The following is a 14048-nucleotide window of genomic DNA, read 5'->3' on the forward strand; positions in this document are numbered from 1 at the left end:
GTGCGTCGTGGCTCGCGTCCCCGGGGGCTGCGCCCCCGGACCCCCCTTCGGCCTTGACGGCCTCGTCCTCGAACGCCGGACGGGCTGGATGATGTCGGCCGGGGCCACACAGCATCGGACGGGCTGGTTGGGCGGTACCTTCGTGGTCCGTCGATGAGGAGAGTCACCGTGAGCATGTTCGTACGGCCTGCCGCCGAGGGTGCCGATCCGTTCGGCACGGCACGTCTGCGGCGCGGGGTGCTGGACGCCTGGGCGACGAGCCCGGCCCGGTTCCGTGAGGACGCCAACGCGGAGGAGGACCTCGTCCTCGGCGGCTACCGCGACCGGCTGGTCGTCGAACTCGCGCAGAACGCCGCCGACGCCGCCGCACGCTCCGGCGTGCCCGGACGGCTCCGGCTCACCCTGCGCGACGGCGTCCTCGTCGCCGCCAACACCGGCGCCCCGCTCGACGCGACCGGCGTCGAGTCGCTGTCCACCCTGCGCGCCTCCGCGAAGCGGGACGCGGCGGACGGCTCGGTCGGCCGGTTCGGGGTCGGCTTCGCCGCCGTCCTGGCCGTCACCGACGAGCCCGCCGTCGTCGGCCGGCACGGCGGGGTGCGCTGGTCCCTGGCCGAGGCCCGCGACCTGGCCGCCGACACCGCCCGGCACAGCCCCGGCCTCGGGGACGAGATCCGCCGCCGCGACGGGCACGTCCCGCTGCTGCGGCTGCCGTTCCCCGCCGAGGGCAGCGCCCCCGCCCCCTACGACACGGCCGTCATCCTGCCGCTGCGCGACACGGCCGCCGCCGACCTCGCCGAACGGCTCCTGCACGGCGTGGACGACGCCCTGCTGCTCGCCCTGCCGGGCCTGGCGGAGGTGGTGATCGAGACCGGGGACGAGGTGCGCACCCTCTCCCGCCGCACCGAGGACTCCCTCACCGTCGTGGAGGACTCCCGGGAAGGCGTCACCCGCTGGCGCACCGCCGCCGCACACGGTCCGCTCACCCCCGACCTCCTCGCCGACCGGCCCGTCGAGGAGCGGCTGCGCCCCCACTGGTCCGTCACCTGGGCGGTGCCCGTCGACGCCGACGGCACTCCCGTCCGCCCCCGCACCAGTCCGGTGGTCCACGCGCCCACCCCCAGTGACGAGCCGCTCGGTGTGCCCGCCCTGCTCATCGCGTCCTTCCCGCTGGACGCCACCCGACGGCACACCGCGCCGGGACCGCTGACCGACTTCCTGACGGAACGGGCCGCCGACGCCTACGCCGGACTGCTCGCCGACTGGCGCCCGGTCGCCGTCGGCCTCATCGACCTGGTGCCCGGCGCCCTGGGCCGCGGCGAACTGGACGGCGCGCTGCGGCAGGCGATCCTCGACCGGCTGCCCCGCACCTCCTTCCTGCCGCCCGCCCTCCCCTCCGGGGGCCGGGACGCGGAGGACGACCTTCCGGAGTCCCTGCGGCCGCGCGACGCCGAGGTGGTGGAGGGCGCGGGCGCCGACACCGTGCGGGTGCTGGCCGAGGTGCTGCCGACCCTGCTGCCCGCCGGTCTGGAACGCCGCGCCGAACTGCGCACGCTGGGCGTGGCCCGGGTGCCGCTGACCGACGCGGTCGACCGGCTGGCGGGGCTGGAGAAGGCCCCCGCCTGGTGGCGCAGCCTCTACGACAGCCTCGCCGGGGTCGACCCCGACCGGCTGTCCGGGCTGCCGGTGCCGCTGGCCGACGGCCGTACGACCATCGGGCCCCGGCAGGTGCTGCTGCCGTCCCCGGAGGCCGCCTCCCTCGACCCGGAGGTCCTCACCCGCCTCGGCCTCAAGGTCGCCCACCCGGACGCCGCCCACCCGCTCCTGGAGAAGCTCGGCGCTCTCCCGGCCACCCCGCGCGCCGTGCTCACCACCCCGCAGGTGAGGGCCGCCGTCGCCGCCTCCCTGGACGACGAGGGCGGCACCAACTGGGAGGAGGACGCCCTCGACGCCGAGGAACTGGCCGACACCGTCCTCGGCCTGGTCCGGGACGCCGGACTCGACGCCGGGGACGAGCCCTGGCTGGGCGCCCTCGCGCTGCCCGACGAGGACGGCGAACTCTCCCCGGCGGGCGAACTCGTCTTCCCCGGAGGCCCGTTCGCCCAGGTCATGCGCGAGGACGAACTCGCCGCCGTGGACGCCGAACTCGCCGAGAAGTGGGGCCCCGAGCCGCTCGCCGCCTGCGGTGTCCTCGTCACCTTCGCCCTCGTCCGCGCCACCGACGTCGTCCTGGACCCCGACGAACTGGAGCCCCGCGAGGGCGACTTCGCCGAGCCCGACGACGCGGGGCTGCTCGACGCCGTGGACGTGTGGGGCGAGGACGTCCTCGACCGCTTCCCGGACAGCCCCGTCCCGCCGGTCGCCACCGAGATCGTCGCCGTGCGCGACCTCGACCTCGTGGACGACGACCGCTGGCCCGAGGCCCTCGCCCTGCTGTCCCGGCCACCGCTGCGCGACGCGCTGGTCCAGCCCGTGCGCGTCCTGCTGCCCGACGGCACCCACGAGGTCGTACGGCCGTACACCGCGTGGTGGCTGCGCGGGCACCCGGTGCTCGGCGGACGCCGCCCGGCCGGTCTGCGCGCGGCGGGCGGCGACCCGCTGCTGCGGGGCCTGTACGAGGAGGCCGACGCGACCGGCTTCGAGGACGAGCAGGTGCTGCGGGCGCTGGGCGTGCGCACCTCGGTCGCCGCCCTCCTCGACGAGCCCGGCGGCGCGGCCGAACTCCTGGACCGCCTCGCCAACCCCGACCTCCCCGTCACGGCCGCGCAACTGCACGCCCTCTACGGCGCGCTGGCCGACCTGGACCCGGAGCAGGTCACCCTGCCGGACGAGGTGCGGGCCGTGGTCGACGGCGAGGTGCGCGTGGTGGACGCCGCCGACGCCGTCGTGGTCGACTCGCCCGACCTGCTGCCCTTCACCTCCGGCGTGCCGCTGCTGCCGGTCCGCCCGGCCCGCGCCGCCGAACTGGCCGAGCTGTTCCAGGTACGGCGACTGAGCGAGTCCGTCACCGGCCGCGTCGACTCCGAGGGTTCCGAGCACGACGTACCGGAGCCGGTGCGGGTACTGCTCGGGGCGCGCACCCCGGCGTCGTACGTGGAGCACGACGAGCTGGTCGTCGACGGCGTGGAGATCGACTGGCGCCTCACCGACGACGGCGCGCTCCACGCGGCGACCCTGGAGGGCGTGGCCGCCGGCCTCGCCTGGGCAGCGGGCCAGTGGCCCCGCCGCTTCGAGGTGGCCGCCCTCCTGGAGGACGAGTCCCGCACGGAGGAGTTGGCCCGGGACCGCTGGTTCGACTGACAGTTCCTGGTAAGCAACGGGAGTACAGCGCGCCCCTTTTTTAGGGGCGCGGGGCTGTGTTCGATGTGCGGCTCCGCCGCGTGGGCGCGACCAGCCACCACGGCGCAGCAGTCGGCAACGAACCCGCACCCGTCACACCGGGAACCGCCGATCCACCCACCTCCACAGGAGTTCCAGCACGGTCGCCGCAGCCACCGCAACGCCGACGGCAGTCCACGGCATCGTCACCCCCACCAGCTTCAGCGCGAAGAAGTCCTGCAACCACGGCACCACCAGCACGATCACGAAGCCCAGCCCCATCGCCGCCACCAGCAGCACCCGCCACCAGGTGTAGGGCCGGGCGATGATCGCCAGCACCCACATCGAGATCAGGAACAGCGTCAGCGTCGCCGCGCTCGTCTCCGCGTCCAGCGCGTTCGGGCCGGTGTAGTGCTGCCGGGCGACGAGGTACGTCACGAAGGTCGCCGCTCCGGCCACCACCCCGCCCGGGATCGCGTACCGCATCACGCGCCGTACGAAGTGGGGCCTGGCCCGCTCCTTGTTGGGGGCCAGGGCCAGGAAGAAGGCCGGGACGCCGATGGTGAGGGTGGAGAGCAGGGTGAGGTGGCGGGGCAGGAACGGGTACTCCACCTGGGAGCAGACCACCAGGATCGCCAGGAGTACCGAGTACACGGTCTTGACCAGGAACAGGGTCGCCACGCGCGTGATGTTGCCGATGACGCGGCGGCCCTCGGCCACCACCGACGGCAGCGTGGCGAAGCTGTTGTTGAGCAGCACGATCTGCGCGACCGCCCGGGTCGCCTCCGAGCCGGAGCCCATCGCCACGCCGATGTCGGCGTCCTTGAGCGCGAGGACGTCGTTGACGCCGTCGCCGGTCATGGCGACCGTGTGCCCGCGTGACTGGAGGGCGCCCACCATGTCCCGCTTCTGCTGCGGGGTGACCCGCCCGAACACGGTGCCCTCGTCCAGGGCGCCCGCCATCTCCTCCTGCTCGGCGGGCAGCCGGCGCGCGTCCACGGTGGCGCCGGACAGCCCGAGCTTGGCGGCGACCGCGCCGACCGACACCGCGTTGTCGCCGGAGATGACCTTGGCGCGGACGTCCTGGTCGGCGAAGTAGCGCAGGGTGTCGGCGGCGTCCGGGCGCAGCCGCTGTTCCAGGACGACCAGGGCGGTGGGCGTCACCCCTCGGGCCACCCCGGGGTCGTCCAGCCCCCGGTCGGTGCGGGCCAGCAGCAGCACCCGCAGGCCCTGCTCGTTGAGCCGCCCGGTCTCGGCGAGCGCCGGGTCGTCCTCGGCCAGCAGCACGTCCGGGGCGCCCAGCAGCCAGGTACGGGATTCGCCGTCGCCCTCGTCGAAGGTGGCGCCGCTGTACTTGCGGGCGGAGGAGAAGGGCAGCGCCCCCGTGGAGCGCCACGCCCCGGCGGACCCGTCGACCGGGTAGGTGTCGATGATCGCCTGGAGCGAGGCGTTGGGGCGCGGGTCGGACGCGCCGAGGGCGCCGAGCACGGCACGGACGTGTCCCTCGTCGGCGCCGTCGAGCAGGCGCAGGTCGGTGACGTCCATGCCGCCCTCGGTGAGGGTGCCGGTCTTGTCCAGGCAGACGGTGTCGACCCGGGCCAGCCCCTCGATCGCGGGCAGCTCCTGGACCAGGCACTGCTTGCGGCCGAGCCGGATGACGCCGATCGCGAAGGCGACGGAGGTGAGCAGGACCAGGCCCTCGGGGACCATGGGCACGATGCCGCCGACGGTGCGCGCGATCGAGTCGTCCAGCTCGTTGTCCTTGGCGAGCAGTTGGCTGAGGATCAGGCCGATCGCGGTCGGGACCATCATCCAGGTGACGTACTTGAGGATCGTCGAGATGCCGGAGCGCAGCTCGGACTGGACCAGCGTGAAGCGGGACGCCTCCTCGGCGAGCTGCGCCGCGTACGCCTCGCGGCCCACCTTGGTCGCCCGGAAGGCGCCGCCGCCCGCGACCACGAAGCTGCCCGACATGACCTGGTCGCCGGGCTGCTTGACGACCGGGTCGGCCTCGCCGGTCAGCAGCGACTCGTCGATCTCCAGCCCGTCCGCCTCGACGCACACCCCGTCGACCACGGCCTTGTCGCCGGGGCCGATCTCGATGACGTCGTCCAGCACGATCTCGGACGTACTGATCTCGGCGGGCTTCCCGTCCCGGCGCACCGTCGGCCGGACCTCGCCGATCACGGCCAGCGAGTCGAGGGTCTTCTTCGCCCGCCACTCCTGGATGATGCCGATGCCGGTGTTGGCGAGGATCACGAAGCCGAACAGGCTGTCCTGGATCGGCGCGACGATCAGCATGATCACCCAGAGCACGCCGATGATCGCGTTGAACCGGGTGAAGACGTTGGCGCGGACGATGTCGGCCAGTGAGCGGCTGCTGCGCACCGGCACGTCGTTGACCTGGCCGCGGGCGATCCGTTCGGCGACCCCGGCAGCCGTGAGTCCGGTCGCGGGCGAAGAGGTGTCAACGGCGTGCGCGGGGTGCGCGGGATCGCGTCTGTCCGCGTCGAGATGCGTCATGCAATCGACGGTACGTGCGGTTTTACGGCTTCACCCACCGAGTGCGGAGAAGATCCGACCTGGGTACGAGGCGGCCCGGCGCGGTGTGCTGCCCTGGTACTACCGGGGTACTAGCCGGTGGGCGCCCGGTCCTAGGCGGTGGGCCGGTCCGCCTGCGTGCCCTGCGGATCCTGTGCGTCCCGCGCGGCGGCGTCCCGCTTGAGTGCGGCGTCGCGGCCCCGGACGTACCAGATGCCGATCAGGCCGAGGCCCGCGCCGGCCAGGCAGGTCCACACCCACCAGGTGTGCCCGTGGTCGTCGAACCAGCCGTAGAACGGCAGCTGCACCAGGAAGAGGACGAACCAGAGGATGGTGCCGCCGACGATGGTCGGGACCACGGGGCCCTCCAGGGGCTCCGGCGCCTCGTGCCTGGGTGTCCACTTCGTCATGCGTACAGCTTACGAGGAGCGTGCGAACGGGTTGACGGCGCGGCGCCACGCGGTGATTGAGCGGGTCTACGCGCGGAGATAGCGATCAGGGGCTCATACGTTCATACTGAACCCGTTTGTCTCTGACCGCTTTCATTCGTAGAAAACACCAATAGGAACACCGACAAGGCCGTGGGGGAACCTGTTGGTGATGAGGTCCCCGCATGTCCACCTCGGCCTCCGCCAAGGTCCCACCGTCCCCCGAGTCGCCGGAAGACCGGCGTCCCCCGCAGAACGGTCTCGACCGTTACTTCAAGATCTCCGAGCGCGGCAGCACCCTGCCCCGTGAGATCCGCGGCGGCTTCGCCACCTTCTTCGCGATGGCCTACATCATCGTGCTGAACCCGATCATCCTGGGCAGCGCGAAGGACATGTACGGCAACCAGCTCGACAACGGTCAGCTGGTCACCGCCACCGCGCTGACGGCCGCCTTCACCACCCTCCTGATGGGCGTCATCGGCAACGTGCCGATCGCGCTCGCCGCCGGTCTCGGCGTGAACTCCGTCGTCGCCCTCCAGCTCGCCCCGCGGATGTCCTGGCCGGACGCCATGGGCATGGTGGTGCTGGCCGGCTTCATCGTCATGCTGCTGGTCGCCACCGGTCTGCGGGAGCGCGTGATGAACGCGGTGCCCTACGGCCTGCGCAAGGCCATCTCCATCGGTATCGGCCTGTTCGTCATGATCGTCGGCCTCGTCGACTCCGGCTTCATCACCCGGATGCCCGACGCCGCGCAGACCACCGTCCCGCTCCAGCTGGGCGTGGGCGGCCACCTGCACGGCTGGCCGGTCCTGGTCTTCGTCCTCGGCGTGCTGCTGACCCTCGCGCTGATCGTCCGCAGGACCCCGGGCGCCATCCTGATCTCCATCGTCGTGATGACGGTCCTCGCGGTGATCATCAACGCGGTCACCGACATCCCGTCCTGGGGCCTGACCACCCCGGAGTGGCCCGGCAACCCGGTCGCCACGCCCGACTTCGGGCTGGTCGGCGAGGTCAGCCTGTTCGGCGGGTTCGACAAGGTCGGCGTGCTGACCGGGGTGCTGTTCGTCTTCACGGTGCTGCTGTCGTGCTTCTTCGACGCGATGGGCACGATCATGGGCGTCAGCGACGAGGCGAAGCTGACCGACGGAGAGGGCCAGATGCCGGGCATCAACAAGGTCCTGTTCGTCGACGGCATCGCGGTCGCCGCGGGCGGCGCCAGCTCCGCCTCCGCCACCACCTGCTTCGTGGAGTCCACGGCGGGCGTCGGCGAGGGTGCCCGCACCGGCTTCGCCAACATCGTCACCGGCGCCCTGTTCGCCCTGGCGCTGTTCCTCACGCCGGTCGCCACCATGGTCCCGTCGCAGGCGGCGACCCCCGCGCTGATCGCGGTCGGCTTCCTGATCCTGGCCGGTTCGATCCGGGAGATCGACTGGTCCGACTTCACCATCGCCATCCCGGCCTTCGTGACGATGCTGATGATGCCGTTCACCTACTCGATCACGAACGGCATCGGCATGGGCTTCATCACCTTCTCGGTGCTGCGCCTGGCGGCCGGACGGGGCCGCGAGGTGCCGGTCGCGATGCACGTGGTGTCGGCGGTCTTCGCCTTCTACTACCTGATGCCGGCCCTGGGCCTGACCTGATCGGCACTGCTCGGGTGAGCCTCAGGTGACCCCGTAGAACCGTTCCGTCTCCTCCACGGCGGACTGGAACCGCTCGTCGAAGTCATCCCGAATGAGCGTCCGGACGACATAGTCCTGGACGCTCATTCCTCTTTTGGCCGCATGGTCCCGGAGCCGGTCGAGCAGCTCCCCGTCTATCCGCAGGCTGAGCACGCTGGTCCCCATGAGCACGAGGGTCGCCCGGGTCGGCCGGGTGATGCCTCCATTTCCGGAAACGACTCACTCGTACGGGTGAACTGCTGGTTTCAGTGGCGGGCGTCACGGGCAGGCGGACGGTCGTGCGGTGGTATTTCGCGAGACTAATGAGTTAGGCTAAGGAACATGCCGGACCTCAAGCATGGCGACGACGCCGCCGCCGTGAACTCCCTGCGCTCCGCCGTGATGCGGTTGTCCCGCCGACTCAAGCACCAGCGGGTCGACGAGTCGCTCAGTCCCACCGAGATGTCGGTGCTGGGCACCCTGGGCCTGTGCGGCAGTGCGACCCCGGGCGAGCTGGCCCGCAAGGAACACGTCCAGCCGCCCTCGATGACCCGCATCGTGGCGCTGCTCGAGGCCAAGGGCCTGGTCCGGCTGGAGCCGCACCCCGAGGACCGGCGCCAGAAGGTCGTGACGCAGACCGAGCAGGCCGTGGTGATGCTCGAGGAGAGCCGCCGCAAGCGGAACGCGTTCCTGGCCACTCTGGTCGAGGGGCTCGACGAGGACGAGTGGGCGAAACTGCGCGCCGCCGCCCCCGTGCTGGAGAAGCTCGCACACAAGTAAGGCAGTTCTCGCGAGGAGGCGAACCTTTTGAGTACGGGATCCGGAGCAGCTTCCGCCCCCGCACCTGACGGCCCCGACAACCCGACCACCACGACCCCCGACGCCCCTCGCAGGACGTCGATGTTCGCCTCTCTCAAGGTCAGGAACTACCGCCTGTTCTTCATGGGCCAGGTCGTCTCGAACATCGGCACCTGGATGCAGCGCATCGCCCAGGACTGGCTGGTGCTCAGCCTCACCGGCTCCTCGGCCGCCGTCGGCATCACCACCGCCCTGCAGTTCCTGCCCATGCTCCTCTTCGGCCTCTACGGCGGCGTCCTCGTCGACCGCCTGCCCAAGCGGCCCACGCTGCTGGTCACCCAGTCCGCGATGGCCCTGACCGCGCTCGCCCTCGCCGTCCTCACCCTGAGCGGACACGTCCAGGTCTGGCACGTCTACGTCGCCGCCTTCGCGATGGGCCTGGCCACCGTCATGGACAACCCGGCGCGCCAGACCTTCGTCTCCGAGCTGGTCGGCCGCGACCAGTTGCAGAACGCGGTCAGCATGAACTCGGCCAACTTCCAGTCCGCCCGGCTCGTCGGCCCCGCCGTCGCCGGTCTGATGATCACCGGGGTCGGCACCGGCTGGGCGTTCCTCGCCAACGGCCTGTCCTTCGTCGCGCCGCTCACCTGCCTGCTGCTGATGCGCGCCCGCGAGCTGCACATCGTCCGGCCCGCCCCGCGCGGCAAGGGCCAGCTGCGCGCGGGCCTGCACTACGTGGCCGGCCGCCCCGAGCTGATCTGGACCATCGTGCTGGTCGGGTTCATCGGCACCTTCGGCTTCAACTTCCCGGTCTTCCTGTCCGCCTTCGCCGACGACGTCTTCCACGCCGGTGCCGGCGCGTACAGCCTCTTCAACACCCTCATGGCCGTCGGCTCGCTGGCCGGCGCCCTGCTCGCAGCCCGCCGCGGCACCGCCCGGCTGCGCGTCCTGATCGCGGCGGCGCTCGGCTTCGGCGCCCTGGAGATCGTGGCCTCGACCGCGCCCGAGCTGTGGCTCTTCGCGCTGCTCATGGTGCCGATCGGCGTCTTCAGCATGACCGTCAACGTCACCGCCAACACCAGCATCCAGATGTCCACCGACCCGGCCATGCGGGGCCGTGTGATGGCCCTGTACATGATGGTCTTCCTCGGCGGGTCCCCGGTCGGCGCCCCGATCGTCGGCTGGGTCACCGACACCTACGGCGCCCGGGTCGGCTTCGCCGCGGGCGGCGCGGTGGCCGCCACCGCCGCGCTCGTCATCGGCCTGGTCCTGGCCCGCGTCGGCAACCTGCGCCTGTCGGTCGGCTGGCACCGCGGCCACCCGCAGGTCCGCTTCGTGGCGCGCGAGCGCCGGGAGGCACTGGCACCGGCGGCGTAGGAGATCCGGGGGACTGTGCGGCGGGGCTCTGCGAGGCTGGCGGCATGAGACTGTTCGCCGCCGTGCTGCCGCCCGAGGACGTCACCGCCGCGCTCGCCGACGAGGTGGCCGTGCTGCGGGGGCTGCCCGGTGCGGACGGGCTGCGGTGGACCGGCCGCCCGGGGTGGCACCTCACCCTCGCCTTCTACGGCGAGGTCGACGACGACCTCCTACCCGACCTGTCGGCCCGCCTGGAGCGGGCGGCCCGCCGCACCGCGCCCTTCGAGCTGGCGCTGCGCGGAGGCGGCCAGTTCGGGCGCGGGCGGGCGCTGTGGGCGGGCGCCGAGGGCGGCCTGGCGACCCTGCGGCTGCTGGCCGACCGGGCGGAGTCGGCGGGACGCAGGGCGGGCGTCGAGATGGGCGAGCACCGGCGCTACAAGCCCCACCTGACCCTGGCCCGCAGCAGGCAGTCCTTCGACGTCCGCCCCTACGTCGAGGCGCTGTCCGGCTTCACCGGCCCCACCTGGACCGTGACCGACCTGGCACTGGTCCGCAGCAACCTGCCGGAGTCGGGCGTGCCGGGCGAGCAGCCCCGTTACGAGGCGGTCGCCCGCAGCCCGCTCGGCGCAGCCGGTTAGGCTCGGGGGCGTGGAACCGAAGACCCGTAACCGGATCATGGCCGGTGTGCTCGTGCTGATGCTCGTCGTGGTGGCGGTGGCGGCGGCCCTCGGCTGACCGGCCCGTGGGGCGGCCGCCGCCCCGCTCATCGCCTCACCCCGCTACCAGGCGAAGGCCTCCGGGGAGGGCCCGGGACCCGGGAAGACCTCGTCGAGCCCGGTCAGCAGCTCGTCCGACAGCTCCAGCTCCACGGCCCTGAGCGCCGACGCGAGCTGCTCGGCGGTGCGCGGCCCCACGATCGGACCGGTCACGCCGGGCCGGGTCAGCAGCCAGGCCAGCGCCGTCTCGCCCGGTTCGACGCCGTGCTTGTCGAGCAGGTCCTCGTACGCCTGGACCTGCGCCCGCTGCGCGGGGTCGGCCAGGGCGTCGGCCGCGCGCCCCGAGGCCCGGCGACCGCCCTGGACCTCCTTCTTGATGACCCCGCCGAGCAGCCCGCCGTGCAGCGGGGACCACGGGATGACGCCGAGGCCGTACTCCTGCGCGGCCGGGATCACCTCCATCTCGGCACGCCGCTCCGCCAGGTTGTACAGGCACTGCTCGCTGACCAGGCCGATGGTGCCGCCGCGCCGGGCGGCGGTCTCGTTGGCCTGCGCGATCTTGTACCCGGGGAAGTTCGACGACCCGGCGTACAGCACCTTGCCCTGCTGGACCAGGGTGTCGATCGCCTGCCAGATCTCGTCGAAGCCGGTGGCGCGGTCGATGTGGTGGAACTGGTACAGGTCGATGTGGTCGGTCCGCAGCCGCTTCAGGCTGGCGTCCACCGCCCGCCGGATGTTCACGGCGGACAGCTTGTCGTGGTTGGGCCACGCCTCGCCGTCGGCGCCCATGTTGCCGTACACCTTGGTGGCGATGACGGTCTTGTCGCGCCGGTCGCCGCCCTTGGCGAACCAGTTGCCGATGATCTCCTCGGTGCGGCCCTTGTTCTCGCCCCAGCCGTACACGTTGGCGGTGTCGAAGAAGTTGATGCCGGCGTCCAGCGCCGCGTCCATGATGGCGTGGCTGTCGGCCTCGTCGGTCTGCGGACCGAAGTTCATGGTGCCGAGGACGAGCCGGCTGACCTTGAGTCCCGTGCGTCCGAGCTGCGTGTACTTCATGGTCCCCAAGCCAACGACTTGGAGTGCGCTCCAGGCAAGCGGGCCCGCTCAGTCGCGGGGGAAGTCGGCTGTCCTGAGAGTGAGGCCCAGGTGCGTGTTTGTCATGTCTACGATTCCGCCGTACTCGATGGAGGTGTCGGTCACGTAGATGCCGTCCTTGGGGTGGGTGAACAAGCGGCACCTGCGTGCATAGGGGTCAGCGATGAGATAGACCGGTACCTCCGCGAGGGCGTAGGCGGTCTTCTTGGCTTCGTAGTCGTTCCGCGCCGTGCCTCTGGAAATGACTTCGGCCACGAACTCGACATCCGCGTAGCGCCACTTGCCGTTGGCGTCCTTCTTCGCCCCAGCTTTGATCTTGGCGACGTCCGGACAGAACCCGTTCTCGTGGCCGGGGAAGTCGATGCGGACGTCCGAGAGGATCCTCGCCTGCCGCCGGCCGAAGTGATCTTCCAGAGCCCAAAGAATCTCGAGGATGGTTTCCCAGTGGATGTCCCGCTGCGGTGCCATGTAGACAACCCCCCCGACGACCTCGACCTTGTAACCCTCGGGGACGGGCATCCTCTCGAGTCGCTCGAACATCTCGTCGAGTCGACGCGTGTTGTCGCTCTCGGCCATCGCGATCCTGTCGTCAAGGACGGTCATCGTGGCGCTCCTCCCCGGCTGACCCAACGACGAGTACAGCCGCGCGGTACAACGATACGCACGGCGACCTGGACACGGGAGGACGCGCATATGCCAGAGCGGGACCGGGACCGCACCGACCACCTCGTCGCCCTCGTCCGGCGCCACCTCGACGAGGACGGCGACGTGCTCGGCGTCTACGCGCACGGCTCGGCCACCCTCGGCGGGCTGCGCCCGTACAGCGACCTCGATCTCCTCGTCGTCCTGGCGCGTCCGACGACGTACGGGCAACGCGCGCGGCTCACCGGGGAGTTGCTCGGCGTGTCCGGCGGCGAAGGGCGCCCCGTCGAGCTGATCGCCGTGGTGCGGGACGAGGTCCGGCCCTGGCGGTATCCGCCCCGCCGGGAGTACCTGTACGGCGAGTGGCTGCGCGACGCCTACGAACGCGGCGCCGTCCCGGAGCCGGAGGACGACCCCGACCTCGCCCCGCTCCTGACCATGGTGCTGCGCGCCGACGCCCCGCTGTACGGCCCGCCGCCCGCGGCCCTGCTCGACCCCGTGCCGCACTTCGACCTGCGGCGGGCGATCACCGCCGGGGTGCCGGAGCTGCTGGGCGAGCTGGAGTCGGACACGCGCAACGTGCTGCTCACCCTCGCCCGCGTCTGGAGCACGCTCGTCACCGGTGACATCCGGTCGAAGGACGCGGCGGCGGACTGGGCCCTGGGGCGGCTGCCTGCCCCGTACCGGCCGCCGCTCGCCCACGCGCGCGCCGTCTACCTCGGACAGGAGACGGAGGACTGGAACGGCCGGGCCGTGCGGTCCTGTGCCGACCGGCTGGTCCGGGAGATCCGGGCGGCCTACGAGGCGGGGGAGTAGGGCCCGCCCAGCCCCCACTCCTCGTCCATCGCCGTCGCGAACGCCTCCGCGATCCGGTGCTCGCCGCTCTCGTTGGGGTGCGTGCCGTCGTAGGTGTCCGTGTGGAAGTCGTACGCGGGTGGCGGCGGGACGAACAGCAGCGGGGAGCGCGGGTCGTCGAGGTCGGTGGTGGTCTTCGCCAGGAGTTCGTTGAAGTGGGCGACCTGTTCGGCGAAGGTGTCGTCCGCGTCCACCCGGATGTTGTGCAGCACCGGCATCACGGCCACGCGCACGCGTGGGTTCGCCGAGCGCGCGTTCGCCACGAAGGCGCGGACGTTGTCGTTGGTCTGCTCGGCGTTGGTGTAGAAGCCCAGGTCGATCAGGCCCAGGGAGACCAGGAGCACGTCCGCGCGGCAGGCCCGTACCGTCTCCGCGATCAGCGGGGCCATGTGGTGCCAGCCCTCGCCCCAGCCGGCCAGGTGGGCGCGGGGGAAGTCGGGATCGGCGTAGGCGTACGAGGTGGGCGCGTCCGTCACCTGGTCGTGGAGGGTCTCGCGCGGGCCGACGAAGGTGAAGGGGCGGCCGTAGGAGTCGCGCAGGTGCTGCCACAGCCGGTAGCGCCACGTGTGTTCGCCGGCGCTCCCGATCGTCATGGAGTCACCGACGAACATGAACCTGAGCATCCGCTCATCATGGACGAT

The 14048-nt window shown here is 71.9% G+C and carries 12 protein-coding genes; 6 read left to right on the forward strand and 6 right to left on the reverse strand.

From position 1 onward, the window contains the following. The first annotated feature begins 168 nt into the window (after positions 1-168). Complete coding sequence (locus IE258_RS21595) at positions 169-3297, forward strand: sacsin N-terminal ATP-binding-like domain-containing protein (protein ID WP_189745925.1); 3129 nt, start codon at positions 169-171, stop codon at positions 3295-3297. Positions 3298-3429: 132 nt separating this feature from the next. On the opposite strand, the gene IE258_RS21600 is transcribed toward IE258_RS21595, so the two are convergent. Both IE258_RS21600 and IE258_RS21605 read right to left on the reverse strand, forming a co-directional pair. Beyond that, positions 3430-5838 (reverse strand): HAD-IC family P-type ATPase, encoded by a 2409-nt coding sequence (locus tag IE258_RS21600; RefSeq protein WP_189745927.1) that lies wholly within the window; start codon positions 5836-5838, stop codon positions 3430-3432. Between the two features lie 131 nt (positions 5839-5969). Then, complete coding sequence (locus tag IE258_RS21605; protein WP_189745929.1) at positions 5970-6266, reverse strand: DUF2530 domain-containing protein; 297 nt, start codon at positions 6264-6266, stop codon at positions 5970-5972. A 203-nt stretch (positions 6267-6469) separates the two neighbouring features. Here IE258_RS21605 and IE258_RS21610 point away from each other — a divergent pair, with 203 nt between their 5' ends. Continuing rightward, positions 6470-7927, forward strand: coding sequence for an NCS2 family permease (locus IE258_RS21610; RefSeq protein WP_189745931.1), 1458 nt, complete (start codon positions 6470-6472; stop codon positions 7925-7927). Between the two features lie 21 nt (positions 7928-7948). Here the strand turns inward: IE258_RS21610 and IE258_RS21615 are convergent, their stop codons facing one another. Beyond that, entirely contained in the window at positions 7949-8137 is a 189-nt protein-coding gene (locus tag IE258_RS21615; RefSeq protein ID WP_061447031.1) for a hypothetical protein, read from the reverse strand. A 150-nt stretch (positions 8138-8287) separates the two neighbouring features. Here IE258_RS21615 and IE258_RS21620 point away from each other — a divergent pair, with 150 nt between their 5' ends. The 3 genes from IE258_RS21620 to thpR are packed head-to-tail and all read left to right on the forward strand — an operon-like array spanning position 8288 to position 10737. After that, positions 8288-8725: a MarR family winged helix-turn-helix transcriptional regulator gene (locus tag IE258_RS21620; RefSeq protein ID WP_087808724.1), complete on the forward strand. Its 438-nt coding sequence runs from the start codon at positions 8288-8290 to the stop codon at positions 8723-8725. A gap of 27 nt (positions 8726-8752) precedes the next feature. Continuing rightward, positions 8753-10120, forward strand: coding sequence for an MFS transporter (locus tag IE258_RS21625; RefSeq protein WP_189745933.1), 1368 nt, complete (start codon positions 8753-8755; stop codon positions 10118-10120). 44 nt (positions 10121-10164) lie between these two features. Continuing rightward, positions 10165-10737, forward strand: a complete 573-nt coding sequence (gene thpR, locus IE258_RS21630) for an RNA 2',3'-cyclic phosphodiesterase (protein ID WP_189745935.1) — start codon at positions 10165-10167, stop codon at positions 10735-10737. A 141-nt stretch (positions 10738-10878) separates the two neighbouring features. On the opposite strand, the gene IE258_RS21635 is transcribed toward thpR, so the two are convergent. Beyond that, positions 10879-11871 carry an aldo/keto reductase gene (locus IE258_RS21635; protein ID WP_189745938.1) on the reverse strand — a complete coding sequence of 331 codons (993 nt, stop codon included), beginning with the start codon at positions 11869-11871 and terminating at the stop codon, positions 10879-10881. A 48-nt stretch (positions 11872-11919) separates the two neighbouring features. Further along, entirely contained in the window at positions 11920-12513 is a 594-nt protein-coding gene (locus IE258_RS21640) for a Uma2 family endonuclease (protein WP_189745940.1), read from the reverse strand. A gap of 90 nt (positions 12514-12603) precedes the next feature. On the opposite strand from IE258_RS21640, the gene IE258_RS21645 reads away from it, so the two are divergent. Beyond that, positions 12604-13368, forward strand: coding sequence for an aminoglycoside adenylyltransferase family protein (locus tag IE258_RS21645; RefSeq protein ID WP_189745942.1), 765 nt, complete (start codon positions 12604-12606; stop codon positions 13366-13368). On the opposite strand, the gene IE258_RS21650 is transcribed toward IE258_RS21645, so the two are convergent. Further along, on the reverse strand, positions 13350-14030 hold the full coding sequence (locus IE258_RS21650; protein ID WP_189745945.1) for a GDSL-type esterase/lipase family protein: 681 nt from the start codon (positions 14028-14030) through the stop codon (positions 13350-13352). The two genes, IE258_RS21645 and IE258_RS21650, sit on opposite strands and share 19 nt — an antisense overlap. Between the last annotated feature and the right edge of the window lie 18 nt (positions 14031-14048).

It is taken from the genome of Streptomyces tendae (assembly GCF_014650435.1).
GTDB classification, from domain to species: Bacteria; Actinomycetota; Actinomycetes; order Streptomycetales; family Streptomycetaceae; genus Streptomyces; species Streptomyces tendae.

Excerpts from the sequence above, each read along its gene's own strand:
- IE258_RS21640 (WP_189745940.1), bottom strand. The coding sequence starts at position 12,513 with ATGACCGTCCTTGACGACAGGATCGCGATGGCCGAGAGCGACAACACG.
- thpR (WP_189745935.1), top strand. The coding sequence starts at position 10,165 with ATGAGACTGTTCGCCGCCGTGCTGCCGCCCGAGGACGTCACCGCCGCG.
- IE258_RS21600 (WP_189745927.1), bottom strand. The coding sequence starts at position 5,838 with ATGACGCATCTCGACGCGGACAGACGCGATCCCGCGCACCCCGCGCAC.
- IE258_RS21650 (WP_189745945.1), bottom strand. The coding sequence starts at position 14,030 with ATGCTCAGGTTCATGTTCGTCGGTGACTCCATGACGATCGGGAGCGCC.
- IE258_RS21610 (WP_189745931.1), top strand. The coding sequence starts at position 6,470 with ATGTCCACCTCGGCCTCCGCCAAGGTCCCACCGTCCCCCGAGTCGCCG.
- IE258_RS21645 (WP_189745942.1), top strand. The coding sequence starts at position 12,604 with ATGCCAGAGCGGGACCGGGACCGCACCGACCACCTCGTCGCCCTCGTC.
- IE258_RS21605 (WP_189745929.1), bottom strand. The coding sequence starts at position 6,266 with ATGACGAAGTGGACACCCAGGCACGAGGCGCCGGAGCCCCTGGAGGGC.
- IE258_RS21620 (WP_087808724.1), top strand. The coding sequence starts at position 8,288 with ATGCCGGACCTCAAGCATGGCGACGACGCCGCCGCCGTGAACTCCCTG.
- IE258_RS21635 (WP_189745938.1), bottom strand. The coding sequence starts at position 11,871 with ATGAAGTACACGCAGCTCGGACGCACGGGACTCAAGGTCAGCCGGCTC.